25 protein-coding genes are annotated in these 26,976 nt (G+C 68.3%); 17 read left to right on the top strand and 8 right to left on the bottom strand.

The genetic code is table 11. The annotated features are described in order from the left end of the window. The 4 genes from ftsY to rpoH all read left to right on the top strand — a co-directional run. Window positions 1-1,062: signal recognition particle-docking protein FtsY (gene ftsY / locus G7A98_RS12270; RefSeq protein WP_163649969.1), on the top strand; the 1,062-nt coding region annotated here is incomplete at its 5' end. 4 nt (window positions 1,063-1,066) lie between these two features. Then, window positions 1,067-1,750 carry a cell division ATP-binding protein FtsE gene (ftsE, locus tag G7A98_RS12275; RefSeq protein WP_163649970.1) on the top strand — a complete coding sequence of 228 codons (684 nt, stop codon included), beginning with the start codon at window positions 1,067-1,069 and terminating at the stop codon, window positions 1,748-1,750. Then, window positions 1,747-2,733 carry a permease-like cell division protein FtsX gene (gene ftsX / locus G7A98_RS12280; protein WP_163649971.1) on the top strand — a complete coding sequence of 329 codons (987 nt, stop codon included), beginning with the start codon at window positions 1,747-1,749 and terminating at the stop codon, window positions 2,731-2,733. The genes ftsE and ftsX overlap by 4 nt, the downstream gene beginning before the upstream one ends. 168 nt (window positions 2,734-2,901) lie before the next feature. Beyond that, the gene (gene rpoH / locus G7A98_RS12285; protein ID WP_163649972.1) at window positions 2,902-3,768 is read left to right on the top strand and encodes an RNA polymerase sigma factor RpoH; all 867 of its coding nucleotides are present in this window, start codon (window positions 2,902-2,904) and stop codon (window positions 3,766-3,768) included. A 77-nt stretch (window positions 3,769-3,845) separates the two neighbouring features. Here rpoH and slmA read toward each other — a convergent pair whose 3' ends face one another. The 6 genes from slmA to G7A98_RS12315 all read right to left on the bottom strand — a co-directional run bounded on the left by slmA (window position 3,846) and on the right by G7A98_RS12315 (window position 10,546). Further along, entirely contained in the window at window positions 3,846-4,463 is a 618-nt protein-coding gene (gene slmA / locus G7A98_RS12290) for a nucleoid occlusion factor SlmA (RefSeq protein WP_163649973.1), read from the bottom strand. Window positions 4,464-4,531: 68 nt separating this feature from the next. Continuing rightward, complete coding sequence (gene argB, locus G7A98_RS12295) at window positions 4,532-5,494, bottom strand: acetylglutamate kinase (protein WP_240464744.1); 963 nt, start codon at window positions 5,492-5,494, stop codon at window positions 4,532-4,534. A gap of 61 nt (window positions 5,495-5,555) precedes the next feature. After that, complete coding sequence (locus G7A98_RS12300; protein WP_163649974.1) at window positions 5,556-6,938, bottom strand: phosphomannomutase/phosphoglucomutase; 1,383 nt, start codon at window positions 6,936-6,938, stop codon at window positions 5,556-5,558. A gap of 280 nt (window positions 6,939-7,218) precedes the next feature. Then, window positions 7,219-7,707: a dUTP diphosphatase gene (gene dut, locus G7A98_RS12305; RefSeq protein ID WP_163649975.1), complete on the bottom strand. Its 489-nt coding sequence runs from the start codon at window positions 7,705-7,707 to the stop codon at window positions 7,219-7,221. Further along, window positions 7,704-9,032: a bifunctional phosphopantothenoylcysteine decarboxylase/phosphopantothenate--cysteine ligase CoaBC gene (gene coaBC, locus G7A98_RS12310; RefSeq protein WP_163649976.1), complete on the bottom strand. Its 1,329-nt coding sequence runs from the start codon at window positions 9,030-9,032 to the stop codon at window positions 7,704-7,706. The genes dut and coaBC overlap by 4 nt, the downstream gene beginning before the upstream one ends. A gap of 68 nt (window positions 9,033-9,100) precedes the next feature. After that, window positions 9,101-10,546 carry a mannitol dehydrogenase family protein gene (locus tag G7A98_RS12315; protein ID WP_163649977.1) on the bottom strand — a complete coding sequence of 482 codons (1,446 nt, stop codon included), beginning with the start codon at window positions 10,544-10,546 and terminating at the stop codon, window positions 9,101-9,103. A 212-nt stretch (window positions 10,547-10,758) separates the two neighbouring features. On the opposite strand from G7A98_RS12315, the gene radC reads away from it, so the two are divergent. The 9 genes from radC to G7A98_RS12360 all read left to right on the top strand — a co-directional run bounded on the left by radC (window position 10,759) and on the right by G7A98_RS12360 (window position 18,598). After that, complete coding sequence (gene radC, locus G7A98_RS12320) at window positions 10,759-11,433, top strand: DNA repair protein RadC (protein ID WP_163649978.1); 675 nt, start codon at window positions 10,759-10,761, stop codon at window positions 11,431-11,433. Window positions 11,434-11,625: 192 nt separating this feature from the next. Further along, on the top strand, window positions 11,626-11,862 hold the full coding sequence (gene rpmB / locus G7A98_RS12325) for a 50S ribosomal protein L28 (protein WP_163649979.1): 237 nt from the start codon (window positions 11,626-11,628) through the stop codon (window positions 11,860-11,862). Window positions 11,863-11,877: 15 nt separating this feature from the next. Next, window positions 11,878-12,033 carry a 50S ribosomal protein L33 gene (gene rpmG, locus G7A98_RS12330; RefSeq protein WP_016417370.1) on the top strand — a complete coding sequence of 52 codons (156 nt, stop codon included), beginning with the start codon at window positions 11,878-11,880 and terminating at the stop codon, window positions 12,031-12,033. A 168-nt stretch (window positions 12,034-12,201) separates the two neighbouring features. After that, entirely contained in the window at window positions 12,202-13,017 is an 816-nt protein-coding gene (gene mutM / locus G7A98_RS12335; protein WP_163649980.1) for a bifunctional DNA-formamidopyrimidine glycosylase/DNA-(apurinic or apyrimidinic site) lyase, read from the top strand. A 114-nt stretch (window positions 13,018-13,131) separates the two neighbouring features. Next, the gene (locus tag G7A98_RS12340) at window positions 13,132-14,322 is read left to right on the top strand and encodes a class I SAM-dependent rRNA methyltransferase (RefSeq protein WP_163649981.1); all 1,191 of its coding nucleotides are present in this window, start codon (window positions 13,132-13,134) and stop codon (window positions 14,320-14,322) included. Window positions 14,323-14,345: 23 nt separating this feature from the next. Beyond that, entirely contained in the window at window positions 14,346-14,786 is a 441-nt protein-coding gene (locus G7A98_RS12345; protein WP_163649982.1) for a thioesterase family protein, read from the top strand. Window positions 14,787-14,967: 181 nt separating this feature from the next. Then, window positions 14,968-16,086: an alanine dehydrogenase gene (ald, locus tag G7A98_RS12350; RefSeq protein WP_163649983.1), complete on the top strand. Its 1,119-nt coding sequence runs from the start codon at window positions 14,968-14,970 to the stop codon at window positions 16,084-16,086. A 111-nt stretch (window positions 16,087-16,197) separates the two neighbouring features. Further along, window positions 16,198-17,223, top strand: a complete 1,026-nt coding sequence (locus tag G7A98_RS12355; RefSeq protein WP_163649984.1) for a tryptophan--tRNA ligase — start codon at window positions 16,198-16,200, stop codon at window positions 17,221-17,223. 190 nt (window positions 17,224-17,413) lie between these two features. Then, the gene (locus G7A98_RS12360) at window positions 17,414-18,598 is read left to right on the top strand and encodes a YeeE/YedE family protein (RefSeq protein WP_163649985.1); all 1,185 of its coding nucleotides are present in this window, start codon (window positions 17,414-17,416) and stop codon (window positions 18,596-18,598) included. Here the strand turns inward: G7A98_RS12360 and G7A98_RS12365 are convergent. Further along, window positions 18,587-19,768 (bottom strand): putative sulfate/molybdate transporter, encoded by a 1,182-nt coding sequence (locus G7A98_RS12365; protein ID WP_163649986.1) that lies wholly within the window; start codon window positions 19,766-19,768, stop codon window positions 18,587-18,589. The two genes, G7A98_RS12360 and G7A98_RS12365, sit on opposite strands and share 12 nt — an antisense overlap. A 218-nt stretch (window positions 19,769-19,986) precedes the next feature. Between G7A98_RS12365 and G7A98_RS12370 the strand changes: the two genes are divergently transcribed. Next, window positions 19,987-21,666, top strand: a complete 1,680-nt coding sequence (locus G7A98_RS12370) for an NAD-dependent malic enzyme (RefSeq protein WP_163649987.1) — start codon at window positions 19,987-19,989, stop codon at window positions 21,664-21,666. A gap of 104 nt (window positions 21,667-21,770) precedes the next feature. Here G7A98_RS12370 and acnA read toward each other — a convergent pair whose 3' ends face one another. Further along, complete coding sequence (gene acnA / locus G7A98_RS12375; RefSeq protein WP_163649988.1) at window positions 21,771-24,524, bottom strand: aconitate hydratase AcnA; 2,754 nt, start codon at window positions 24,522-24,524, stop codon at window positions 21,771-21,773. Between the two features lie 349 nt (window positions 24,525-24,873). Between acnA and G7A98_RS12380 the strand changes: the two genes are divergently transcribed. From G7A98_RS12380 to trxB, 3 genes are all read left to right on the top strand, one after another. Next, window positions 24,874-25,083 (top strand): CPXCG motif-containing cysteine-rich protein, encoded by a 210-nt coding sequence (locus G7A98_RS12380; protein ID WP_163649989.1) that lies wholly within the window; start codon window positions 24,874-24,876, stop codon window positions 25,081-25,083. Window positions 25,084-25,211: 128 nt separating this feature from the next. Further along, the gene (locus G7A98_RS12385) at window positions 25,212-25,814 is read left to right on the top strand and encodes a peroxiredoxin (protein ID WP_163649990.1); all 603 of its coding nucleotides are present in this window, start codon (window positions 25,212-25,214) and stop codon (window positions 25,812-25,814) included. A 197-nt stretch (window positions 25,815-26,011) separates the two neighbouring features. Beyond that, window positions 26,012-26,965: a thioredoxin-disulfide reductase gene (gene trxB / locus G7A98_RS12390; RefSeq protein ID WP_163649991.1), complete on the top strand. Its 954-nt coding sequence runs from the start codon at window positions 26,012-26,014 to the stop codon at window positions 26,963-26,965. Window positions 26,966-26,976: the final 11 nt, after the last annotated feature.

Below are 26,976 nucleotides of genomic sequence, written 5' to 3' on the forward strand. Positions count from 1 at the left end.
CCCGAGCCCGAGCCCGAGCCCGAGCCCGAGCCCGAGCCCGAGCCCGAGCCCGAGCCCGAGCCCGAGCCCGAGCCGCGGGCGGACAGTGCCACCGCCGGCCGCGAGAAGCCGCGCGGCGAGAAGCGGGGCTGGCTGGCGCGCATCCGCGCCGGGCTCGGCAAGACCCGCGCCAACCTGACCGAGGGGCTGGCCGATCTGTTCCTGGGCAAGAAGCAGATCGACGACGATCTGATGGAGGAGATCGAGACCCAGCTGCTGATGGCGGACGTGGGCATCGAGGCCACCACCGAGATCATCGACAACCTGACCGAGCGCGTCTCGCGCAAGGAGCTCAATGATCCCCAGGCGCTGTATCGCGCCCTGCAGGAAGAGCTCGGCGCGCTGCTGGCGCCGGTGACCACGCCGCTGACCCTGCCGCCCAGGGGCGAGGGGCCGTTCGTCATCCTGATGGTCGGCGTCAACGGCGTGGGCAAGACCACCACCATCGGCAAGCTGACCCAGCGCTTCCAGAACGAGGGGCGCAGCGTGATGCTCGCCGCCGGCGATACCTTCCGCGCCGCGGCGGTGGAGCAGCTCAAGGTCTGGGGCGAGCGCAATTCGGTACCGGTGGTCGCCCAGCACACCGGCGCCGACAGCGCCTCGGTGATCTACGATGCGCTGGCCGCCGCCCGGGCGCGTGGCGTCGACGTGCTGATCGCCGATACCGCCGGTCGCCTGCACAACAAGAGCCACCTGATGGAGGAGCTCAAGAAGGTGCAGCGGGTGATGGCCAAACTCGACGCCGAGGCGCCGCACGAGGTGATGCTGGTGCTGGATGCCGGCACCGGCCAGAACGCCCTGGCCCAGGCCCAGACCTTCAACGAGGCGATCCCGGTCACCGGCATCACCCTGACCAAGCTTGACGGCACCGCCAAGGGCGGCATCATCTTCGCGCTGGCCAAGCAGCTGGCCACGCCGATCCGCTTCATCGGCGTCGGCGAGTCGCTCGACGATCTGCGGCCCTTCGCCGCCGACGACTTCGTGACGGCCCTGTTCGATCGCGACGCGCCGGCGGATTCGTGAACGCATGATCGCCTTCGAGCACGTCGGCAAGCGTTACGGCGGGCGCTACGAGGCGCTCGCCGACATCAACTTCCGCATCGCCCGCGGCGAAATGCTGTTCCTGACCGGTCACTCCGGGGCCGGCAAGAGCTCGCTGCTGCGGCTGATCATGCGCCTCGAGCGGCCGTCGCGGGGGCGGCTGCTGGTGGCCGGGCACGACATCGACCGCCTGCACGCCAGCCAGATCCCCTACTACCGGCGCCAGATCGGCGTGGTCTTCCAGGATCACCAGCTGCTGTTCGATCGCGATGTCTTTGCCAATGTCGCCCTGCCGCTGGCGATCCAGGGGGTCGAGCCGCACGAGTCGGCCCGGCGGGTCCGGGCGGCGCTCGACAAGGTGGGCCTGCTGCACCGCGAGCGGGCCCTGCCCATCGAACTCTCCACGGGCGAGCAGCAGCGCGTGGGCATCGCCCGGGCGGTGGTCAACAAGCCGCCGCTGCTGCTCGCCGACGAGCCCACCGGCAATCTCGATCCCCAGCTGTCCGCCGATATCATGCGCCTGTTCGAGGAATTCAATCGCATCGGCACCACGGTGCTGGTGGCCAGTCACGACCTGGCGCTGATCGCGCGGTTGCGGCATCGCGTGCTGCGCCTGCGGGAAGGGCGCCTGGTCAGCGATGAGCAGGTCGGCGACGGGGAGGGCGCATGAAGAAGGCATCGGGGTCTCGTCAGTCGCCGCCGCGGCGCGGGGCGCGCAGCCGGCGAGCGGGTATCGACAGTCGCGCTCGTGCCTGGCTGCGCCATCATCGGGCCGTGGGTCTCGACAGCGCCCGGCGTCTGCTGCGCCGTCCGCTGAGCAGCCTGCTGACCATGCTCGCCATCGGCATCGCCCTGGTGCTGCCGGCCGGGCTGTGGCTGGCGCTGTCCGGGGCCGACGACATCGGCCGGCGGCTGCAGGACAGCGCCACCTTGACCGTCTACCTGTCGCCCGCGGTCAGCGAGAGCCGGTCCATGACGATCGCCGACACCCTGAGACGCCACCCCGACGTGGCGAGCGCCCGGCTGATCACCGCCGCCGAGGGAGCGGCCGAGTTCCAGCAGGCGCTGGGGCTCGAGGATGCCCTGGCCGAGCTCGATGACAACCCGCTGCCGGCCAGCGTGGTGATCGCGCCGGTCGACACGTCCCCCGCGGCGGTGCGCGATCTCGGCGATCAGCTCGAACGCGTCGACGGGGTCGACGAGGTGCGCGTCGACCTGGCCTGGCTGGAACGCCTGCGGCGGCTGGCGGCGTTCGGCCGGCGGCTGACGCTGGCCCTGGGCGGGCTGTTCGGGCTCGGCGCCCTGCTGGTGGTGGGCAACACCATTCGTCTATCGGTGGAGAGCCGCCGCCGGGAGATCGAGGTGGTGACGCTGATCGGTGCCACCCATGCCTTCGTGCGGCGGCCCTTCCTCTACAGCGGTGCCTGGTACGGCCTGGGGGGCGGGGTGGTCGCCTGGCTGCTGCTGGCGCTGGGCGGGCGCTGGCTGGCGGCACCGCTGCACGAGCTGGCCGAGAGCTACGGGGCGCATTTCGGCATGCCGGCGCTGGGCTGGCAGGGCTCGGCAATGCTGCTGCTTTCGAGTACACTGGTGGGCTGGCTGGGCGGCTGGATCGCCGTGCATCGTCATCTTGCCGACGCGCGCCCACGCTAGACTCGGATCAAGAAACACCCTGTACAGGCGCCTCGGCGGCTTGCACGAAAGTTGAACTTCTTTCTACGCTGAGGGTCCGAGGTCAGGGAATCAAGGTTGGATAACGAAGAGTTACCGGATCGACGCATGCGGCACCGATCCTTCAAGGGCAACATGGAGACATCTTGCATGAGCACCAGTCTTCAGCCTATTGGCCAGCTTTCACCCGGCCATGACCTGAACGGCTACATTCAGGCAGTCAACAGCATTTCGGTCCTGACCGCCGACGAGGAGCGCGAACTCGCCTTCCGCCTACATGACGAGAACGATCTCGAGGCGGCACGTCGACTGGTCATGTCCCATCTGCGCTTCGTCGTGCACATCGCCCGCAGCTATTCCGGCTACGGTCTGCCGCAGGCCGACCTGATCCAGGAAGGCAACGTGGGGCTGATGAAGGCCGTCAAGCGCTTCGACCCCAACCAGGGCGTACGGCTGGTGTCGTTTGCCGTGCACTGGATCAAGGCCGAGATTCACGAGTTCGTGCTGCGCAACTGGCGCATCGTCAAGGTGGCGACCACCAAGGCGCAGCGCAAGCTGTTCTTCAACCTGCGCAGCGCCAAGAAGCGCCTGGCCTGGCTGAACAGCGACGAGGTCGATGCCATCGCCAAGGACCTCGACGTCAAGCCCGAGGTGGTGCGCGAGATGGAAGGCCGTCTGTCCGCGTTCGACGCCGGCTTCGATGCCTCGCCCAGCGAGGAGGAAGAGCAGGGCTATCAGGCGCCGGCCCACTACCTCGACGACGCCAGCTACGACCCGGCGACCCAGCTCGAGGACAGCGACTGGGAGGCCGATTCGACACGTCGTCTGCAGGGCGCGCTGGCCGGGCTCGACGAGCGCTCCCGCGACATCCTCCAGCGCCGCTGGCTGGCCGAGAACAAGGCGACGCTGCACGAGCTGGCGGATGTCTACGGCGTGTCGGCGGAGCGTATCCGCCAGCTGGAGAAGAACGCCATGAAGAAGATTCGCCAGCAGCTGGGCGAGAGAATGGTGGCCTGATTCCCTGCGCGCCCCTCGCGCATGTTGCCCTGAACTGAATGACACGACGCCCGGCTCGATGCCGGGCGTCGTCGTCTTCAGCAGGCCTGGGTCTGGGCGACCCCGCTCAGCAGTTCGCGGGACAGGTGGGCCCACTGGGTGTCCCACTGCTCGGTGGGGCGGCGCCGGAAGTCGCTGCGCACGTACTGGCCGATACGCCCTTCGGCATAGGCCAGCAGCAGGTTGGCGGCGGCCGGAACCGGCAGCGAGGGGCGCAGCCCCTCGCGCAGTTCGGCTTCGCGCAGCACCTGCTTGAGCTGGGTTTCCAGGCGCTCGAACAGCTGACCCATGCGCACCCGCAGCCGGGCGGTCTCGCCGGTCAGGGCGTCGCCGTTGAGCAGTCGACACAGCCCCGGGTTCTTCTCGGCGAACCCCAGCAACAGCATCAGGATATGCTGACAGCGAGGCAGGGCCTCCTGGGTCTCGTCGAGGATCAGCCGGATGCGCTCGAACAGGGTCGACTCGATGAACTCGATCAGCCCCTCGAACATCCGCGCCTTGCTGGGGAAATGGCGGTACAGCGCGGCTTCGCTGACGCCGACCTGACGGGCCAGCGAGGCCGTGGTGATGCGCTTGCCGCTGTCCTCCTCGAGCATCAGCGCCAGCGCCTGGAGGATCTGCTCGCGGCGGTTCTGCTTGGTGGTTACCTGCGTCATGAGGATTCTTCTAATATTTTATGATGTCCCCAATCGTACTGTCGGGCCTGCCTGGTAGCAAACCGCGCTCATTCTATTTCGGCAGGCGAGACCGTCCTGTCGCCGGCCGGAGTCAGGCCGGGTCCTGGGGGGGCCGGCTGATTCGAGATCAGCGTGCCGACCCCGGCGTTGGTGAAGATCTCCAGCAGGGTCGCGTGCGGCACGCGGCCGTCGATGATGTGCGAGCTGGCCACGCCGCCCTTCACCGCCTCCAGGGCGCAGCGGATCTTGGGCAGCATGCCGCCGTGGATGGTGCCGTCGGCGATCAGGGCGTCGACCTGCTCGGTGGTGAGCCCGGTGAGCACCTCGCCTCCGGCGTCCATCAGGCCGGCGACGTTGGTCAGCAGCATCAGCTTCTCGGCCTGGAGCGCCTCGGCGACCTTGCCGGCCACCAGGTCGGCGTTGATGTTGTAGCTGCGGCCCGCGGCGTCGACGCCGATCGGCGCGATGACCGGGATGAAGTCGCGGGCGGCGAGCATCTCGATCAGGTCCGTGGACACGTGCTCGACCTCGCCGACGTGGCCGATGTCGATGATTTCCGAGGCGGCCATCTCGGGTGTCTTGTGCTCGACCTTGAGCTGGCGGGCGCGGATCTGGGCGCCGTCCTTGCCGGTCAGGCCGATGGCCTTGCCGCCGCACTGGTTGATCAGGTTGACGATGCTCTTGTTGACCAGCCCGCCGAGCACCATCTCCACCACGTCCATGGTCTCGGCATCGGTGACCCGCATGCCGTTGACGAAGCGTGACTCGATCCGGAGCTTGGCGAGCAGCTCGCCGATCTGCGGGCCGCCGCCGTGGACCACCACCGGATTGATGCCGACCTCCTTCATCAGCACCATGTCGCGGGCGAAGGAGTCGATCAGGGTGTCCTCGGTCATGGCGTTGCCGCCGTACTTGACGACCACGGTCTTGCCGGAGAAGCGCTGGATGTAGGGCAGCGCCTCGGAGAGCACCTCGACGACGAGGCGGGGATCGCGGGGTTGTTCGCTCATGGGCGATCGGTCTCCTCAGGATGGAACGCCGCCGGCGCGAGTGCCGGCGGCGGGGGTGGGGTCAGAACGGCAGTTCGGCGTCCGGGGCGACCTGCTTCAGGGCATCGCGGAAGCGCGCCTGGACGCGCTCGAGCGCCTCCTGGCTCTTGCCCTCGAAGCGCAGCACCAGCACCGGCGTGGTGTTGGAGGCACGGCACAGGCCCCAGCCGTCGGGATAGTCGACGCGGATGCCGTCGAGGGTGGTCTTGACGCCCTCGTCGCCGAAGTCGCCCTCGCGGGCCAGCTTGTCGACGATCGCGAACTTGTTGTCGTCGGTGACCTTGACGTTGAGTTCCGGGGTGCCGAGATCCTGCGGGAAGTGGGCGAAGAAGGCGTCGGCGTCGTCGGCCTGCCTGGAGAGGATCTCCAGCAGCCGTGCGGCGCCGTAGAGGCCATCGTCGAAGCCGTACCAGCGCTCCTTGAAGAAGATGTGGCCGCTCATCTCGCCGGCGAGCTGCGCGCCGGTCTCCTTCATGCGCGCCTTGATCAGCGAGTGACCGGTGCGCCACATCTCCGGCTCGCCGCCGGCGTCATCGATCACCTTGGCGAGATTGCCGGTGCACTTGACGTCGAAGATGACACGGGCGCCGGGGTTGCGGGTGAGCATGTCCTCGGCGAAGGCCATCATCAGCCGGTCGGGATAGATCACTTCCCCCTTGGGGGTGACCACGCCGAGGCGGTCGCCGTCGCCGTCGAAGGCCAGGCCGATGTCGGCGCCGGTTTCCTTGACCGTGCGGATCAGGTCCTCGAGGTTCTCGAGCTTGCCCGGGTCCGGATGGTGGTTGGGGAAGTCGCCGTCGATCTCGTCGAATAGCGTCACGGTCTCGGCGCCGAGCCGCGCGACCAGCTGGGGCCCCAGTTCGCCGGCCACGCCGTTGCCGCAGTCGACCACCGCCTTGATCGGGCCGCCCAGCTTGACGTCGCTGAGGATGCGCTCGAGATAGGCGTCGCGCACGTCATGTTCACTGACCTTGCCCTCGCCGTGGGTCAGGTTATCGTCGACGATGCGCTGGTACAGGGCGGTGATGGCGTCACCGGAGAGCGTCTCGCCGCCCAGCACGATCTTGAAGCCGTTGTACTCGGGCGGGTTGTGGCTGCCGGTGACCATCACCCCGGAGGTGCTGCCCTCGAGGGTATGCGTGGCGAAATAGAGCACCGGCGTGGGCACCATGCCGATGTCGATGACATCGCGGCCGGCGGCGGTCAGTCCCTTGATCAGTGCGGCCTGCAGGCGCGGCCCCGAGTGGCGGCCGTCGCGGGCGACGATGACGGTCCGCTCGCCGCGTTCGGCGGCCTCGCTGCCGATGGCCCGGCCGATCAGCTCGACATTGGCCTCGGTCAGGGTGTCATCGACGGTGCCGCGGATGTCGTAGGCCCGGAAGATGGATGGGGTGATATCGCTCATGGGTCCCTCCTTGGTCATGGGATGCAAAACGAACGGGGCGGGTGGTCATCCGCCGGTTGTCGGCCGCCGTCGGCGGCCCGTGCTGCTTTCTCAGGCTCGTCCGAAAAGCCGGCAGGCGCGGTCAGTTTTCGGTCGAGCCTGAGTGCTGCCTGAAAAGCCGACGAGCGAAGTCAGGACAAGGCAAAAATCGGTGAAAGAGCGGAGCTTACGGGGTGTAAATGAGCATCTTGAACCGATTTTCAACGTCGTATTGCCGAGCGTAGTCCTTTTCAGGCAGTGCTTAGTGGCGGCCGGAGTGGCCGAAGCCCCCTTCTCCGCGCTGGCTGGCGGCGAAGTCGTCGACGACCTCGATGTCGGCCTGCACCACCGGTACCAGCACGAACTGGGCCAGGCGTTCGCCGGGCTCGAGCACGAAGGGCTCGCGGCCGCGGTTCCAGACCGAGATCATCAGCTCGCCCTGGTAGTCGGAATCGATCAGCCCGACCAGGTTGCCCAGCACGATGCCGTGCCTGTGGCCCAGGCCCGAGCGGGGCAGGATCATGCCGGCGAGCCCGGGGTCGGCGATGTGCACGGCCAGGCCGGTGCGCACCAGCTCGCAGTCGCCCGGCGCCAACTCGAGCGGCGCGTCGAGCAGGGCGCGCAGGTCCATGCCGGCGCTGCCGGTGGTGGCGTAGTGCGGCAGCGGGTAGGCGTGGACGCGCTCGTCGAGCACCTTCACGGCCAGCGGCGGTCGGGTGGCTTGCGGGGTCGGGGAAAGGGTGTCGTTCATCGGCAGTCCTGTCGGGACACGGAAGCGTTCGTGGAAGCGCGCTCGCGAAAGCGCGCGATGACCTGGTCGATCACGGCCTCGGCCAGCGCGCTCTTGGACTGGGCCGGCAGCTCGCGGCGTCCCTCGCCGCCGAGGCCATCCCGCCACAGTACCAGCGCGGCGTTGTCGTCGGCGCCGAAACCCAGCCCGGGGCGCGAGACATCATTGGCGACGATCATGTCGAGGTTCTTGCGGGCGAGCTTGTCGCGGGCATAGGCCTCGAGATCGCGGGTCTCGGCCGCAAAGCCCACCACGAAGGGGCGCGGGGTCTCGGCGGCGATCGTGGCGATGATGTCGGGATTCTTGACCAGCTCCAGGGTCAGGGTGTCGGTCTCGTCGGTCTTCTTGATCTTGTGCTCGGCGGGGCGGGCGACACGGTAGTCGGCGACCGCCGCGCAGCCGATGAAGACGTCGCTGTCGGCGACGGCCTCGCGGACGGCGGCGAGCATCTCGTCGGCCGAGGTGACGTCGACGCGCTCGACCCCGGCGGGCGTCCCCAGCGCCACCGGGCCGCTGATCAGGCGCACCCGGGCGCCGCGGGCGGCGGCGGCGGCGGCCAGCGCATAGCCCATCTTGCCCGAACTGTGGTTCGAGAGATAGCGCACCGGGTCGAGCGCCTCGCGGGTCGGGCCGGCGGTCAGGGTCAGGGTCAGGCCCGCGGCATCGCCGGTGACCGGCTCGTGAGTCGCGGCAGGCGGCGCGGCTTCGGGCGCCCTGTCGGACGCGGCATTGGGTGCCATGAGAAGCTGCTCGACGATCGCCTCGGGCTCGAGCATGCGCCCGGCGCCGATGTCGCCGCAGGCCTGGTCGCCGCTGTCGGGACCCAGCAGGCGCCAGCCGTGGCCCTCGAGGCGGCGGGTATTGTCGCGGGTCGCCGGGTGTGCCCACATCGCCTGGTTCATCGCCGGAGCCAGCACGCACTCGGCGGTGGTGGCCAGGCACAGGGTGGTCAGGAGGTCATCGGCGTGGCCGTGGGCCAGGCGGGCCATCAGGTCGGCGGTGGCCGGGGCGATCAGCACCAGCTCGGCCCAGCGGGCCAGCTCGATGTGGCCCATGCCGGCTTCCGCCTCGGGGTCGAGCAGCGAGGTGCGCACGGCCTCGCCGGTCAGCGCCTGGAGGGTCAGCGGCGTGATGAAGGCCTGCGCGCCCTCGGTCATCACCACGCGCACCTCGGCGCCCGCCTTCTTGAGCAGGCGGGCGAGCATGGCGCTCTTGTAGGCGGCGATGCCGCCGCTGATGCCCAGCAGGATGCGCTTTCCGGCCAGGGGCGGCCCGAAACCCGACATGACGGTTCACCTTCGAGAATGAAAGGGCAACTTTACCATTTCGCGGGGCGCGGTGCGTAATGCCGGCGTCAGCCCGCCCGGCGGATCGCGGCTTCCACGCCGCTCTCGTTCAGTGCGCGGTAGGCATCGAGCACCGCCCCGGAAAAGCGGGCGTCCCCGGCCAGTTCGCGCGGGACGATGGCATCGAGGGCGAGAAAGGCCGCGATCAGTCCGGCCGGCTCCTGATGGGCCTCGTGCAGGGCGGCGAAGGTCTCGGCCATGGGGTCGTCCACCGGGTGGCTCTCGCCCGCCAGGTTGCTGCCGGCAGTGTAGCGAATCCAGGCCGCCACGCCGAGCGCCGTGCAGACGAGGTCGCCGCCGGCGTCGAGCCGTGTGCGGGCGCCGGCGAGCCAGCGCTGGGGCAGCTTCTGCGAGCCGTCCATGGCGATCTGCTGCAGGCGGTGGCGCAGGCTGTCGTTGGCGAAGCGCGCGAGCAGGCTCGTGGCGTAGGCGTCGAGGTCGGTGCCCGTGGGCATGGTCAGTGTCGGCGCGGCTTCGTTGCCCATGTAGCGGCACAGCAGCGTGACGAATTCCGGGCGGCCGACGGCTTCTTCGACCGTCTCGATGCCTGCCAGCGCGCCGAGATAGGCGAGCAGCGAGTGGCTGCCGTTGAGCAGACGCAGCTTCATGGCTTCGAAGGGCGCGACGTCGGCGACCATCTGCACGCCCTCGTGCTCCCAGTCGGGGCGGCCCTGGGGGAAGTCATCCTCGACCACCCACTGGCTGAAGGCCTCGCAGACCACCGCCGCCGGGTCGTCGATGCCCAGCGCCGCGAGGCCCGTGACGTCGTCGTCGGTCATCGCCGGGACGATGCGGTCGACCATGCTGCAGGGAAAGGCGACGTGCTCGGCGATCCACCCGGCAAGGTGCGCGTCGCGGTGGCACGCCAGCTCGATCACCGCGCGGCGAACGCGTTTGCCGTTGTCCGGCATGTTGTCGCAGCTGAGTACCGTGAAGGGCGGCGTGCCGGCGGCACGGCGGCGGGCCAGCGCCTCGACGAGCATCCCCGGGGCGCTGTGCGGTGTGGCGGGGTCGGCGATGTCGTGGGCGATCGACGGGGCGTCGATGAGCAGGCGACCATCGGCGGGATTCAGATGATAGCCCTTCTCGGTGACGGTCAGGGTGACGATGCGCACCCCGGGCTCGCTCATGCGCGCCAGCAGCGCCTCGCGGTCGGCGCCGTCGGGGCCGGCGTAGAGCGTCTCGCGGATCGCGCCGATCTCGCGCAGCGTGACATGCTCGCGGTCGGTGTATTCGACGACATGGTAGCGCCGGCCGCGCTCGCGCAGGCACTCGACGAGGCGGTGGTTGGAGCGGATGTTGGCGCTGACGATGCCCCAGTCGCCGCCGCCGTGGCGCGCCAGGTTGCGCTCCAGATAGACGGCCTGGTGGGCGCGGTGGAAGGCACCCAGGCCGAGGTGGACAATGCCCGGCCTGGCGTCTGCATACTGGCTGCCCACCCTGTGAAGTGCCATCTCCTGACTCCTTGTCGCGTTGGTCGCCGCGTATCCCATGCCAGGCGATGGCCGTGGGCGGCCTCAGTATAGTCGGCCCGGGCGCCGGAGCAGGCCTGTCGAGCCGCAAAGCCGATACCGTCACCGCGGCGAGGCTGCCACTCCATGCGAAATTGCTGATATTGTGTGCGCGGATGCCGTGAAGAGACCCGAAGCGGGAGTGGGGGGAGCCGATGGGAATTCGTGACTGGCCGGAGGGCGAGCGCCCTCGCGAGAAGCTGCTGAGCCTGGGGTCGGAGGCGCTCAGCGATGCGGAACTGCTGGCCATCTTTCTGCGGGTGGGGGTGAAGGGACGCTCGGCGGTGGATCTGGCACGGGATCTGCTCGGCGCCTTCGGCGGGCTGCGGCCGCTGCTGGAAGCCGATCGTGCGCGCTTCTGCGCCGAGCACGGCCTGGGCGAGGCCAAGTACGTCCAGCTGCAGGCGGTGCTCGAGCTGTCGCGCCGGCATCTGGCCAGCCAGCTCGAGCGTGGCGGGGCGCTGACCTCGCCGTCGCTGGTGCGGGCCTATCTCGCCTCGCGATTGCGTCATCTCGGTCACGAGGAGTTCGCCGCGCTGTTCCTGGATACCCAGCATCGGGTGATCCGCTTCGAGTCGCTGTTCCGCGGCACGCTGGACAGCGCCTCGGTCTATCCCCGCGAGGTCGCCAGACGCGCCCTGGCGCTGGGCGCCGGGGCGATCATCTTCGCCCACAATCATCCCTCGGGCGTGGCCGAGCCCAGCGACGCCGACCGGCGCATCACCGATCGGCTCAAGGAAGCGCTGGCGCTGTTCGAGATCCGCGTGCTCGACCATTTCGTGGTCGGCGACGGCGAGGTGGTGTCGTTCGCCGAGCGCGGCTGGCTGTAACCCTCGCGGCGAGGGGGGCCGTCAGGCATTTTCGTCGCCATTTCCGGTTGCCGGGAGACGGGGGGTCTGGTATAAAGTACGCCCTTTGACTTCCTTGGGTTAATTAAGGGGCGGAAGGCGGTTACCTGCCATTCTCTCTTCCCGGTTTGCCCGACAGGTTTTGAACAACTCGCCCAGCGGTTGGAGGCTCTCATGTCCAAAGTATGTCAGGTTACCGGCAAGCGTCCGGTGACTGGTAACAACGTATCCCACTCCCAGCGCAAGACGCGTCGTCGTTTCGTGCCGAACCTGCACACCCATCGCTTCTGGGTGGAAGCCGAGAAGCGCTTCGTCAAGCTGCGTGTTTCCTCCAAGGGCATGCGCATCATCGACAAGAAGGGCATCGAGGCGGTGCTGACCGATATTCGCAAGCGCGGCGAGCGCATCTAAGGGGAGACGAGACTCATGCGTGACAAGATCAAGTTGGTGTCCAGCGCCGGTACCGGCCACTTCTACACCACCGACAAGAACAAGCGGAACACCCCGGACAAGCTCGAGTTCAAGAAGTACGATCCGGTGGTCCGCAAGCACGTGATGTACAAGGAAGCCAAGATCAAGTAAGCGTAGCCGTCGAACGCGCCACCGGCTGCGGTGACGCGATCCGGAACGTGAAGCTGTGCTTCCGCCGCAGGCGTGCCGCCTGCCTCAAAAGACCCGGCCTCGCCGGGTCTTTTCGTCTCTGCACCCCATGAGGCTTGCCCACGCCTCGGTTCGTGATGGAGTCGCTCCATGCCCGAGTTGCCCGAAGTCGAGACCACCCGCCGCGGCATCGCGCCGTATCTCGAGGGGCGCGAGATCCGCGAGGTGATCGTGCGCGAGCGCCGCCTGCGCACGCCAGTGCCGGCGGATCTGGAGGACGCGCTCGTCGGCCGCCGGATCGGCGAGCCGGGCCGGCGCGCCAAGTATCTGACGATTCCCGTGGGCACCCGCACCCTGCTGTGGCATCTGGGCATGTCGGGCAGCCTGCGCATCGCCCGGCTGGGCGATGCGCCGAAGAAGCACGATCATGTCGACCTGGTGGTCGACGATGGCGCCATCCTGCGCTATCACGACCCGCGGCGCTTCGGGTTCGTCGACTGGCTGCGCGGCGATGTGGGCGACGACCCGCGCCTGACGCGGCTGGGCCCGGAGCCGCTGTCGCCGGACTTCGACGGCGAGCGCCTGCATCGGCTGTCCCGCGGGCGGCGTCTGGCGGTCAAGCCGTTTCTGATGGACAACGCCGTGGTGGTGGGCGTGGGCAACATCTATGCCGCCGAGGCGCTGTTCCTCGCCGGCATCGACCCGCGTCGCTCGGCGGGGCGCATCGCGCGGGAGCGCTACGATCGGCTGGCCGAGGCCGTCCGCGAGGTGCTCGCCGCGGCCATCACCCAGGGCGGCACCACGCTGCGGGACTTCGTCAGCGGCGTGGGCGAGCCCGGCTACTTCGCCCAGCGCCTCAATGTCTACGGGCGCGCGGGCGAACCCTGCCGCCGCTGTGGCGGTGAGCTGCGCGGCGTCACCCTGGGCCAGCGGGCGAGCGTGTTCTGTCCGCGCTGCCAGACCTGATCCCCCGCCTCGTCGCTCCCTTTCGAGACGCTGCACCACGTGTCCGGGCTTTTCCCCGGGGCGCGCGAGCGCGTTAAAATGCCCGCATTCCCGATAATCTGAACCGGAGTTACCGTGACCGAACGCCTGCGCCTGAAGAAGAACGCCGATCGCCGCCTCAAGGCCGGTCATCTCTGGCTCTATTCCAACGAGATCGATATCCAGGCCACGCCGCTCAAGACGGTGGAGCCGGGCAGCCAGGCGATCATCGAGGCCGCCAATGGCAAGCCGCTGGGCATCGCCTACGTCAATCCGCATTCGCTGATCTGCGCCCGCGTGGTGTCCCGCGACGTCAACGTGAGGCTCGACCGCTCGCTGCTGGTGCACCGCTTCAATCAGGCGCTGGCGCTGCGCGAGCGGCTGTTCGACAAGCCGTTCTATCGCCTGGTGCACGGCGAGGGCGACCTGCTGCCGGGGCTGGTGGTCGACCGTTTCGGCGACGTGCTGGTGGTCCAGCTCAACACCCTGGGCATGGAGCGGCTGGCCGAGGAGGTGATCGCGGCGCTGGACAAGGTGCTCGCGCCGCGGGCGATCGTGTTCAAGAACGACACCTCGGGGCGTCGCCAGGAGCAGCTCGAGAGCGAGGTCTCGGTGGTCCACGGCGAGCTGCCCGATGCGGTGCTGCTCGAGGAGAACGGCGTGCGCTTCGTCGCGCCGGTGCTCGACGGCCAGAAGACCGGCTGGTTCTATGACCACCGTGCCAACCGCGCCTGGCTCAACGCCCTGGTGGAGGGCAAGCGGGTGCTGGACCTGTTCAGCTACATCGGTGGCTGGGGCGTCCAGGCGGCGGCGCACGGCGCCAGCGAGGTACTGTGCGTGGACCGTTCCGCCGAGGCCCTGGAACGCGTGGCCGAGAACGCCACGCTCAACGGGGTCGACGACCGGGTGGCGGTGGGCGAGGCCGACGCCTTCGAGGCCCTGGCCGCGCTCAAGGCCGACGGCGAACAGTTCGACGTGGTGGTCCTCGATCCGCCGGCCTTCATCAAGCGGCGCAAGGACATCGCCAACGGCGAGCGCGCCTACGCCCGTCTCAACCGCGAGGCGATGCGCCTGCTGGGGCGCGACGGCCTGCTGCTCTCGGCCTCCTGCTCGATGCACCTGACCACCGAACGGCTGGTGGAATGCGTGCGCGGCGCGGTGCGCCACCAGGACCGCCACGGCCAGATCCTCTATCAGGGCGGTCAGGGGCCGGATCATCCGGTGCACCCGTCGATTCCCGAGACGGCCTATCTCAAGGCGCTGGGCGTGCGCGTGTTCCGCGACTAGCCGAGGTGGCCGGGAGGCAAGGCATGGACTGGGATCTGTCGACCCCCTTCACGATCACGATCGTCGTCGACGCGGCGGCGATCGACCATTACGGTCACGTCAACAATGCCGAATACCTGCGCTGGGTCGAGCAGGCCAGCTGGGCGCACTCCCGCTCGCTGGGCCTGAGCCTCGATGACTATCGGGCGCTGGATCGGGGCATGGTGGTGCATCGCCACGAGCTGGACTACCTGGCACCGGCCTTCGCCGGTGACGACCTGCGCCTGGCGACCTGGATCGTGGCCTGCGACGGCCGCCTGACGCTGACGCGTCGCTTCCAGCTGATCCGCCCGAGCGACGGGGCGACGCTGCTGCGGGCGCGCACCCGCTTCGCCTGCGTGGCGCTGTCCAGCGGTCGCCCCCGTCGCCTGCCGGAGGCCTTTCGCGACCTCTATGGCGGCGCCCTGGTAACGGAGCCTGCCTAGGTCGCGAAAGTTTTTCGTGTGATGGGCTCCTGCCGCGGTTTTTTCTGGCGGCAAAGGCTCGTCCGGGCGAAGTTTTTGTTTTGCGCCGGCTGTCTATCGTGATCCCCCGGAGCTGCTGTACTAATGGCGTGTGAATCCACGGGCTCGCCCCTGTCCAACACGTCCATCGCAGGAGGGTGTCATGAAGATTGCCGTTCCCAAGGAAATCAAGAACCACGAGTATCGCGTCGCGCTGACCCCGACCGGAGTGCGCGAGCTGGTCGAGCGCGGCCATCAGGTCATCGTGCAGACCGGGGCCGGCGATGGCTCCGGTTTCGCCGACAGCGCCTTCGAGGCGGCCGGGGCGAGCCTGGAGTCCGACGTCGAGGCGCTGTGGAGCGCCGCCGAGCTGATCCTCAAGGTCAAGGAGCCGCAGCGCGAGGAAGTCGCGCGTCTCTCGTCGGGCCAGACCCTGTTCACCTACCTGCACCTGGCGGCCGAGGAGTCGCTGACCAAGGGGCTGATGGCCTCCGGGGCGACCTGTATCGCCTACGAGACCATCACCGATGCCCAGGGCGGCCTGCCGCTGCTGGCACCGATGAGCCGGGTCGCCGGTCGCATGGCGGTGCAGGCCGGGGCGCACAGCCTCGAGAAGGCGCAGGGCGGTTCCGGCGTGCTGCTGCCGGGGGTGCCCGGCGTGGCGCCGGCCAAGGTCACGGTGATCGGCGGCGGCGTGGTCGGCGAGAACGCCGCACGCATGGCGCTGGGGCTGGGCGCTGAGGTGACCGTGCTCGACCGGTCGCTGCCGCGCCTGGAGGTGCTCGATCATCGCTACCAGGGACGGCTGCGCACCGTCTATTCCACCGCGGATTCCCTGGAAGAGGCGATTCGCGAATCCGACCTGATCATTGGCGCGGTGCTGGTACCGGGCGCCGCCGCGCCCAAGCTGATCACCCGTGCGCAGCTGGCCGACATGAAGCCGGGCAGCGTGCTGGTCGACGTCGCCATCGATCAGGGCGGCTGCTTCGAGACCAGCAAGGCGACCACCCATGCCGAGCCCACCTACGTGGTCGACGGCGTGGTGCACTACTGCGTGGCCAACATGCCCGGCGCCGTGGCGCGCACCTCCACCCAGGCGCTGACCAACGCCACCCTGCCGTTCATCATCGCCCTGGCGGACAAGGGCTGGAAGCAGGCACTGGCCGATGACCCGCACTTCCTGCCCGGCCTCAACGTCCACGACGGCAAGATCACCTACCGTGCCGTGGCCCAGGCCTTCGGCCTCGACAGCGTCGACCCGGCCAGCCTGGTCGCGAGCTGACGGGCCGGGGTCTTCCCGCCGCACGCCCGGCGTTACCGCCGGGCGTCGGTCGCCTTGGCCGGGGGGGCGCGTTACCATAGCGGGCATTTCCGACAGCAGAGTCCGCTTTCCATGAGTACAGCCGCCAAGACGACCCGCGTGCTCACCGGCATCACCACGACCGGCACGCCCCACCTCGGCAACTACGTCGGCGCGATCAAGCCGGCGATCGCCGAGAGCCAGAACCCCGACGTCCAGTCCTTCTACTTCCTCGCCGACCTGCATGCCCTGATCAAGTGCCAGGACCCCGGGCGCGTCGAGCAGTCGCGTCTGGAGATCGCCGCCACCTGGCTGGCGCTGGGGCTGGATACCGACAACGCCATCTTCTATCGCCAGTCGGATATCCCGGAAATCCCCGAGCTGACCTGGATGCTGTCCTGCGTCTGCGCCAAGGGGCTGATGAACCGCGCGCATGCCTACAAGGCGGCGGTCGCCGAGAACGAGGCGGCCGGCAGCCCGGACCTCGATCGCGGCATCACCATGGGGCTGTTCGGCTACCCGGTGCTGATGGCCGCCGACATCCTGATGTTCAACGCCAACAAGGTGCCGGTGGGGCGCGACCAGATCCAGCACATCGAGATGGCCCGCGACATGGCCGGGCGCTTCAATCACCTCTACAAGAGCCAGTACTTCACGTTGCCCGAGGCCGTGGTCGACGAGAAGGTCGAGGTGCTCGGCGGGCTCGACGGGCGCAAGATGTCCAAGAGCTACAACAACACCATCCCGCTGTTCGTCTCCGAGAAGAAGCTGCTCAAGCTGGTGCGCAAGATCAAGACCAACTCCCTGGAGCCGGGCGAGCCCAAGGACCCGGATACCTGCACCCTGTTCCAGATCTACTCGGCCTTCGCCAGCGCCGAGGAAAGCGCGGCGATGCGCCGGCGCTACGCCGAGGGCATCGGCTGGGGCGAGGCCAAGAACGAGCTGTTCGAGTACCTCAACGCCCACCTGCGCGAGCCCCGCGAGCGCTATCAGGCGCTGATGGAGGACCCGGGGCATATCGAGGCCGTGCTGCGCAAGGGCGCCGAGCGGGCGCGCGAGGAAGCCGCGCCGCTGATGGACAGGCTGCGTCACGCCGTCGGGCTGGGACGCTTCATCTAGTTCATCGCGTAGTTAGTCGTGAATGGCCGGTGCTGAACCGGCTTCGGCACGGGGCGCCTTCGGGCGCCCCGTGTCGTTGCATTCGCTTATAATTATAAAGGATGGTCGCGATCTCCTTTATGCATTTCACAACTTTCGAGCCTGACGATAGCCTGTTAACAGTTCACATTGCCATGTCATGGAGGCTCGAATGTCGCAAGCGATGACAGTCACTCGTCCACCGCTGTCGGCCTGGCTGGCCGGCGTGCTGCTGCTGGCCGGCATCGTCGGCCTGGGGGCGGCCTACGGCGCCCGGCTGGCCGCCCTGCTGGTGGTCGGCGGCGCCTTCGGGGTGGCGCTCTACCATGCCGCCTTCGGCTTCACCGGCGCCTGGCGAGTCTTCATCACCGAGCGGCGCGGCCGCGGCCTGCGGGCGCAGATGCTGATGCTGGCGCTGGCCGTGGTGCTGTTCTTCCCCGCGCTGGGGGCGGGCACGCTGTTCGGCAATCCGGTCAGCGGGTTCGTGGCGCCGATCGGCACTTCCGTGCTGGTGGGGGCCTTCCTGTTCGGTCTGGGCATGCAGCTGGGCAGTGGCTGCGCGTCCGGCACGCTGTACACGGTGGGTGGCGGCAACGCCCGCATGCTGATCACCCTGGCGTTCTTCGTCGTCGGCTCGTTGATCGGCACCGCGCACTTCAGCTGGTGGCAGAGCCTGCCGGCCTTTCAGCCGGTCTCGCTGGTCGACACCCTGGGCGCCGGCGGCGGCATCGCGGTCAGCCTGGTGCTGTTCGCGCTGATCGCCGGCATCACGGTGGTGCTGGAGAAGCGGCGTCACGGCCGGCTCGAGACGCCACCGCAACCCGAGGCGCGACCGGGCTCCCGCTGGCTGCGCGGCCCCTGGCCGCTGCTGGGTGGCGGCGTGGCGCTGGCGCTGCTGAACTTCATCACCCTGGCGCTGGCCGGGCGCCCCTGGGGGGTGACCTCGGCGTTCGCGCTGTGGGGCGCCAAGGGCTATCAGGCGCTGGGCGGCGACGTCGGCCAGTGGGGCTACTGGCAGGCCCCGGGCCATGCCGAGGCGCTGGCCGGCAGTGTCTGGAGCCATGTCACCTCGGTCATGGACATCGGCATCATCCTCGGCGCCATGGTCGCCGCCTCGCTGGCGGGGCGCTTCGCGCCGAACTTCCGGATTCCGCGGCGCTCGGCGCTGGCGGCGGTGCTCGGCGGTCTGCTGCTGGGCTACGGGGCCCGGCTGGCCTTCGGCTGCAACATCGGCGCCTATTTCGGCGGCATCGTCTCCGGCAGCCTGCACGGCTGGCTGTGGCTGGTGGCCGCCTTCGCCGGCAACATGCTGGGCGTCAGACTGCGGCCGTGGTTCTTCGCCCCGTCATCGCGCTGAGGCGTCGCGGGCACGACGATACCTGGCCCATCCGACCCGCCCCCATTCGGCGGCGGCACCGGCGACCAGCCCCCAGAAGGGGCTCAGTGCGACCGTCACCGCGGCGGTCGCGGCGATCACCGGCCAGCAGTCGGGCCGGCTGTCGAACAGCCGCCGGGTGACACCCAGCTGCCAGGCGGCCACCAGCAGCAGGGCGCCCAGCCCGGCGGCGGGAATGGCGGCCAGCAGGGCCAGGCTCCACGGCATCGGCAGGCAGGCCATGATGAGCATGGCCAGGCCCATCAGCAGCGGTGCCGTGCCGGTGCGTGCGCCGAAGCGGTAGTGCGCCGCCAGCCCGCCCGCGCCATGGCACATCGGCAGGGCACCGAACGGCGCGAGCACCAGGTTGGCGAGGCCGGTGGAGATCGACAGGCGTGCGGGCGTGACATGGGCCGCGCGTTCACCGAAGTAGTCGCCGGCCACCAGGGCGGTCAGCACGATGGCATTGGTCACCGTCAACGCCAGCTGGGGCAGCACCAGGGTCGTCAGGGAATGCTCGATGGTGCCGATGTCCGGCCAGGCGGCCAGCGCCAGCAGGGAATGAGAGTCGGGCGCGGCGATCGCGCCCCCGTCCCCCCGCAGCAGGCCCAGCCCCGCCGCGACCAGCAGGGTGACCAGCACCGAGGGGCAGCGGGGCAGCCGCATCGTCACCAGCAGCACCGCCAGCGTCACGCCGCCCAGCCAGGGTGCCTCGCCCATGAGTGCCAGGCTGGCCTGAGCCAGCATCACGCCCAGTCCCAGCTGCAGCCCGGCGAGCACGGACTGCGGTATCGGGCGGCTCAGGCGATTGATCCAGCCCGTCAGCCCGAGCCCCAGCATCACTCCCCCGATCATCACGCCGCTCAGGGCCACCGCCTGGGGCGTCATGCCCGTGGCCAGCAGCATCGCCGCCACGGCCTTCATGGGCTGTACGGGGATCGGCAGTCGGTAGCAGCAGGCGGTGGCGAGATAGAACGCCGCGAAGCCGAACAGCACCGGCCCGGGGGGCAGGACGCCCAGGGCCAGGATGCCCAGCGTCAGCGGCAGCAGGGTGCCCAGATCCCCCAGGGCGCCGTTGATCTCCTGCCCGTTGATGGCGAATCCGGCGGTCGGCGCTCCGGGGCTCCGACGACGCCTGGGAAGGGCTGGCATGCCGTGTCGTGTCCTGTAATCGCGAGCGTCAAGTGGAGCAAAGCCCTCCCTTCCGGTCAATACGCTTGCTGTCGAAACGCAGGAAAGCACCGCGCTTTCGAGGCGGCCGAGCGGGTGGCTGTGTTATTGTATCCCGTAACATTCCGTGTTCGCCGTGCCGTTTGCCCAACGGCATCCCAGCCCGCGCGAACGTCGTCACACCAACCTCGAGTCGAGAGATGAGCGAGAACGCCAAGCGCCCCCTGTATACCCCCTATGCCGGTCCGTCGCTGCTGGAAATGCCGCTGCTCAACAAGGGCAGTGCCTTCACCCTGAAGGAGCGCATCGACTTCAACCTGATCGGGCTGCTGCCCCAGAACGTCGAGACCATCGAGGAGCAGGCGGAGCGCGCCTATCGCCAGTACCGTCTGTGCAAGACCGATCTGGACAAGCACATCTATCTACGCTCGATCCAGGACGACAACGAGACGCTGTTCTTCCGCCTGCTGGAAGAACACCTCGAGGAGATGATGCCGATCATCTACACGCCGACGGTGGGCGAGGCGTGCGAGGAATTCTCCAACATCTATCGCAATCACCGCGGGATCTTCGTCGCCTATCCCGACCGGGAGCACATGGACGATATCCTGCGCAGTGCCACCAAGGATCGGGTCAAGGTGATCGTGGTCACCGACGGCGAGCGGATCCTGGGGCTCGGCGACCAGGGCATCGGCGGCATGGGCATCCCCATCGGCAAGCTCTCGCTGTACACCGCCTGCGGCGGCATCAGCCCGGCCTACACGCTGCCGATCATGCTCGACGTGGGCACCAACAACCAGCAGCTGCTCGACGACCCGATGTACATGGGCTGGCGCCACAAGCGCATCGGCGACGAGGAGTATGCCGAGTTCATCGACATGTTCGTGCAGGCGGTCAAGCGTCGCTGGCCCAACGCCCTGGTGCAGTTCGAGGACTTCGCCCAGACCAACGCCATGCCGCTGCTCGAGCGTTACCGCGACGAGCTGTGCTGCTTCAACGACGACATCCAGGGCACCGCCGCGGTCTGCGTGGGCACGCTGCTGGCCGCCTGCAAGTCACGCGATGTCGGGCTCGGCGACCAGCGGGTGGCCTTCGTCGGCGCCGGGTCCGCCGGCTGCGGCATCGCCGAGCAGATCATCGTCGCCATGCAGGCCGAGGGGCTCAGCGAGGCCGAGGCGCGCCGGCGGGTCTACATGGTGGACCGTCATGGCCTGCTGACCACCGACATGGACGGGCTGTACGACTTCCAGCAGCGCCTGGCCCACGACCCGCAGGATCTCGAGGGCTGGTCGGACAGCCAGCTGATGGACGTCATCACCCAGGCCCGCCCGACGATCCTGATCGGCGTCTCCGGGCAGAAGGGGCTGTTCAGCGAGGCGGTGATCCGTGCGCTGCACGAGAACTGCCCCAACCCGGTGGTGATGCCGCTGTCCAACCCCACCTCGCGGGTCGAGGCAACCCCCCAGGACATCGCCGACTGGACCGATGGTCAGGCCCTGGTGGCCACCGGCAGCCCCTTCCCGCCGGCCAAGGTCGGCGATCGCGAGATCGCCATCGCCCAGTGCAACAATGCCTACATCTTCCCCGGCGTGGGGCTGGGCGTGGTCGCCGCCAATGCCTCGCGAGTCACCGACGGCATGCTGATGGCGGCCTCCAACGCCCTGGCCAACGGCGCGCCAATCGTCAGGAAGGGCGAGGGCGCGCTGCTGCCTTCCCTCAGGGACATCCGCGAGCTCAGCAAGTCGATCGCCTTCGATGTCGCCAAGCAGGCCCAGGAGGAGGGCGTGGCGCTGTCGTCCAGCGACGAGGTGCTGTGGGAGGCGATCGAGCGCCACTTCTGGTATCCGCGCTATCGCCGCTATCGGCGCCGCGCTTTCTGAGCCGCTCTCCACTCGAAGCTTGCCTGCAAGAAAACGCCCTGCCAGCAAGGCAGGGCGTTTTCATTGGTGCCGAGTGACGGCCGGGGGCGTGCCCCGGCACGGCGTCACTTGAGCATGTTGCGCAGCACGAAGTGCAGGATGCCGCCGTGGCGGTAGTATTCCAGCTCGTTGACGGTGTCGATGCGGCACTTGGCGTCGAGGGTCTTCTCGCCCTTGTCGGTACCGATGGTCACCTTGACGGTGCCGCCCGGCTCGAGATCCTTGAGCCCCTCGATGGAGAAGGTCTCGTCGCCGGTCAGCCCCAGCGACTGGCGGCCCTCGCCCTCGGGGAACTGCAGCGGCAGCACGCCCATGCCGATCAGGTTGGAGCGGTGGATGCGCTCGTAGGATTCGGCGATCACCGCGCGCACGCCCAGCAGCCGCGTGCCCTTGGCCGCCCAGTCGCGTGACGAGCCGGTGCCGTACTCCTTGCCGGCGACCACCACCAGCGGCGTATCGTCCTCGACATACTTCATCGCCGCGTCGTAGATCGACAGCTGCTCGCCGGAGGGCACATGCCGGGTGTAGCCGCCCTCGACGTCGTCGAGCATCTCGTTTCTGATGCGCACGTTGGCGAAGGTGCCGCGCATCATCACCTCGTGATTGCCGCGCCGCGAGCCGTAGGAGTTGAAGTCCTTCACCGCCACGCCGTGTTCCTGCAGGTAGCGCCCGGCGGGGCTGTCCGGCTTGATCGCGCCGGCCGGCGAGATGTGGTCGGTGGTCACCGAGTCACCGAGCATCGCCAGCACGCGCGCCCCCTTGACGTCCTCGACCGGCTCGGGCTCCTTGCCCATGCCCTCGAAGAACGGCGGGTGCTGGATGTAGGTGGAATCCTTCGACCACTCGTAGACCTTGCTTTCCGGCACCTTGATCGAGCGCCAGGTCTCGTCGCCGTCGAAGACCTCGGCGTACTCCTTGCGGAACATGTCGGTCTTGACCTGCTCCACGGCGGCGGCGATCTCGGCCTGGCTGGGCCAGATATCCTTGAGATAGACCGGCTGGCCGTCCTTGCCGGTGCCCAGCGGCTCCCTGGAGAGATCGACACGCACGTTGCCGGCCAGGGCGTAGGCCACCACCAGGGGCGGCGAGGCCAGCCAGTTGGTGCGGACCAGCGGATGCACGCGGCCCTCGAAGTTGCGGTTGCCGGAGAGCACCGAGGCCACGGTCAGGTCGCCGGCGTCCACCGCCTTCTCGATCGGCTCGGGCAGCGGGCCGGAGTTGCCGATGCAGGTGGTGCAGCCGTAGCCGACCAGATTGAAACCCAGTTCGTTCAGGTCGTCCTGCACGCCGCCGGCGGCGAGGTAGTCGGTCACCACCTTGGAACCCGGTGCCAGCGAGGTCTTGACCCACGGCTTGGTGACGAGCCCCTTCTCCACCGCCTTGCGGGCCAGCAGGCCGGCGGCCAGCATCACGCTGGGGTTGGAGGTGTTGGTGCAGGAGGTGATGGCGGCGATCACCACGGCCCCCGGGTTGAGCTTGAAGGACTCGCCATCGAGCTCGACGTCCTGGCTGTCGGTGTGCTCGTAGTGGCGATGACGATCATGCAGCTCGACGTCGTCCACCGCATGGCCGCCCTCGGAGTTCCACTTGGCCTGCTCCTCGGCCGGGGCGTCGGGGGCGTCGCCGTTCATCAGCTTCTCGAAGGTGGCCTTCATGTCGGTCAGCGCCACCCGGTCCTGCGGGCGCTTGGGCCCGGCCAGGCTGGCGACGACATCGCCCATGTCGAGCTCCAGGGTGTCCGAGTAGATCGGCTCGTGCCCCGGCTCGCGCCACAGGCCCTGCTCCCTGGCGTAGGCCTCGACCAGCGCGATCTGGGCGTCGTCACGACCGGAGAGGCGCAGGTAGTCCAGCGTCTGCTCGTCGATCGGGAAGAAGCCGCAGGTGGCACCGTACTCGGGGGCCATGTTGGCGATGGTGGCGCGATCCGCCACCGGCATGTCCTTGAGACCGTCGCCGTAGAATTCGACGAACTTGCCGACCACGCCCTTCTGACGCAGCATCTGGGTCACCGTCAGCACCAGGTCGGTGGCGGTGATGCCTTCGCGCAGCTTGCCGGTGATCTTGAAGCCGATCACCTCGGGAATCAGCATCGACACCGGCTGACCGAGCATGGCAGCTTCCGCCTCGATGCCGCCGACGCCCCAGCCGAGCACGCCCAGGCCGTTGATCATGGTGGTGTGGGAATCGGTGCCCACCAGGGTGTCGGGGTAGGCGAAGGTCTTGCCGTCCTGCTCCTTGGTCCAGACCGCCTTGCCCAGGTACTCCAGGTTGACCTGGTGGCAGATGCCGGTGCCCGGCGGCACCACGCGGAAGTTGTCGAAGGCCTGCTGGCCCCAGCGCAGGAACTCGTAGCGTTCGCGGTTGCGCTCCATCTCGATGGCGACATTGTCCTTGAACGCCGAGGCGTCGCCGAAGTGGTCGACCATCACCGAGTGGTCGATGACCAGGTCGACCGGCGACAGCGGGTTGATGCGCGCCGGATCGTCGCCGAGCCGGGCCACGGCATCACGCATCGAGGCCAGGTCCACCACGCCGGGGACGCCGGTGAAGTCCTGCATCAGCACGCGTGCCGGTCGATAGCCAATCTCGCGGTTCGAGCGGCCTGCCTTTTGCCAGTCCACCAGCGCCTGCATGTCCTCGCGCGAGACTGCCTCGTCGTCGGCGAAGCGCAGCTGATTCTCGAGCAGCACCTTGAGGGTGAAGGGCAGCCGATCGATATTGCCCAGTGCCTCGGCAGCCCTGGGCAGGCTGTAGTAGTGGTAGGTCGAGCCCCCGGCCTCGAGAGTGCTCAGGGTGGTCGGCGTTTCGTCAGCGCTCATGGACTCCTCCTCATGCCTTGCTTGGGCGTCGACTCGGGCGGCGGAACTGCCGGCTTCAACGGCCTGCCGGTGGTGCCGGTCACCGTCTCCCGAGTGGTCAGGTTCCTGATTGACTAGGGCTACGATACTACGCCCAGGGGCGGGATTGTCGACACTTGGCCCGCATTACCTTTATCCATCACATGGCAATGATAGGTCGAGAATTCAAGCGGGCCCAATCGGCGATGGGTGTTCGGCGCCGGCTCGACTATCCTGAACAGGACCGTCAATTCGCCCCTTGAAAGCTGGCGCCGATGCCCCCAAATCCTGATCTCAGACATGGCATCGACGCGCAGGGTGGGAGCCGATCATGAATGAAGAAATGCTCACCTCGCATGCGACCCACTGCCCCTATTGCGGGGCTGCCTTCGACCTGCTGGTCGATGCCAGCCAGGGCAGTCACGTGACCTGGGAGGATTGTCCGCGCTGCTGTGCCCCGATGCAGGTCGGCGTGGAGGTTTCTTGCGTGCTCGGCGACATCGAACGAGTGACGGTGGCGCGCGACGACGACATCGTGTAGGGCACGGCCGATAGGCATGCCCTATATCGATCATTGGGGTTATCAAATTGGCAGATCGCGGGGGCGATCGTAACCTCGTCCTCGTCATCATTCACAAGCGACCACACTCAACTCTCAAGGAGCGTTACATGAGCGTACTGGTTGGACGTCAGGCACCGGATTTCGAAGCGGCCGCCGTTCTGGGCGATGGCACCATCGTCGACAACTTCAAGCTGTCCGACAGCAACGGCAAGCTGCGCGTGCTGTTCTTCTGGCCGCTGGACTTCACCTTCGTCTGCCCCTCCGAGATCATCGCCCACGACAACCGTCTGGCGCAGTTCAAGGAGCTGGGTGTGGAGGTCATCGGCGCTTCCATCGACTCCCAGTTCACCCACTACGCCTGGCGCAAGACCTCGCCGGACAACGGTGGCATCGGTGAAGTCGGCTTCCCGGTCGTGGCGGACGTCAAGCACGAGATCGTCCAGGCCTACGGCATCGAGCATCCGGAAGCGGGTGTCGCCCTGCGCGCCTCCTTCCTGATCGACGAGGACGGCGTGGTCCAGCACCAGACCGTCAACAACCTGCCGCTGGGCCGCAACGTCGACGAGATGCTGCGCATGGTCAAGGCGCTCAAGCATCACCAGACGCACGGCGAAGTCTGCCCGGCCGGCTGGGACGAAGGCCAGGAAGGCATGAAGGACACCGCCGAGGGTGTCGCCAAGTACCTCGGCGAGCACTCCAAGGAACTGTAACGGTTTCCGGGTGTCATGGGGCGGCCTGCGGGCCGCCCCTTGTCGTCTACGGGAGGTTGTACCCGCGGGCGGCTGTGACCTGGCCTTGGCAGCAACCGGGCCGAGCCCAGCTCACAGCCAACCCGGCCACTTCATCAGGCAATGTCAACGGAGGGCGCCGTCCCGGGACGGTGCCCGCTGCGCGAGAGGATTCTTTCATGAGTGAAGCGCGTCATCAGCGACTGATCATTCTGGGCTCCGGTCCGGCGGGCTACACGGCGGCGGTCTACGCGGCCCGGGCCAACCTCAGCCCGCTGTTGATCACCGGTATGCAGGCCGGCGGCCAGCTGACCACCACCACCGATGTCGACAACTGGCCCGGCGACGATACCGGCGTGCAGGGCCCCGAGCTGATGGAGCGCATGAAGCGTCACGCCGAGCGCTTCAACACCGAGGTCCTCTTCGACCACATCGACGAGGTGGAGCTGGGCCGCCGGCCCTTCACCCTCAAGGGCAGCAACGGCCTCTACACCTGCGATGCCCTGATCATCGCCACCGGCGCCAGCGCCCGCTACCTGGGCCTGCCCTCCGAGCAGCAGTTCATGGGGCAGGGGGTGTCGGCCTGCGCGACCTGCGACGGCTTCTTCTACCGCAATCAGGAGGTCGTGGTGGTCGGCGGGGGCAACACCGCCGTCGAGGAGGCACTGTACCTGTCCAACATCGCCTCGCGGGTGACCCTGGTGCACCGCCGCGACAGCCTGCGCGCCGAGAAGATCCTGCAGGACAAGTTCTTCGAGAAGGTCGACAACGGCAACATCGCCGTCGAGTGGAACCAGACCGTCGACGAGGTGCTCGGCGACGGCTCCGGCGTCACCGGCGTGCGGCTGCGCTCCATGCTGGATGACAGTACCCGCGAGCTGGCGGCCCCGGGCGTGTTCATCGCCATCGGCCACACGCCCAATACCGGTCTGTTCGCGGGCCAGCTGGAGATGAGCGGCGGCTACATCACGGTGCGCTCCGGGCTCGACGGCAACGCCACCGCCACCAGCGTGCCGGGCGTGTTCGCCGCCGGCGACGTCATGGATCACGTCTATCGCCAGGCCATCACTTCCGCCGGCAGCGGCTGCATGGCCGCGCTCGACGCCGAGCGCTACCTCGACGGCCTGGAGTGAACGCCGGCCGG

Source organism: Modicisalibacter sp. 'Wilcox', from assembly GCF_010993675.1.
Taxonomy (GTDB): Bacteria; Pseudomonadota; Gammaproteobacteria; order Pseudomonadales; family Halomonadaceae; genus Modicisalibacter; species Modicisalibacter tunisiensis.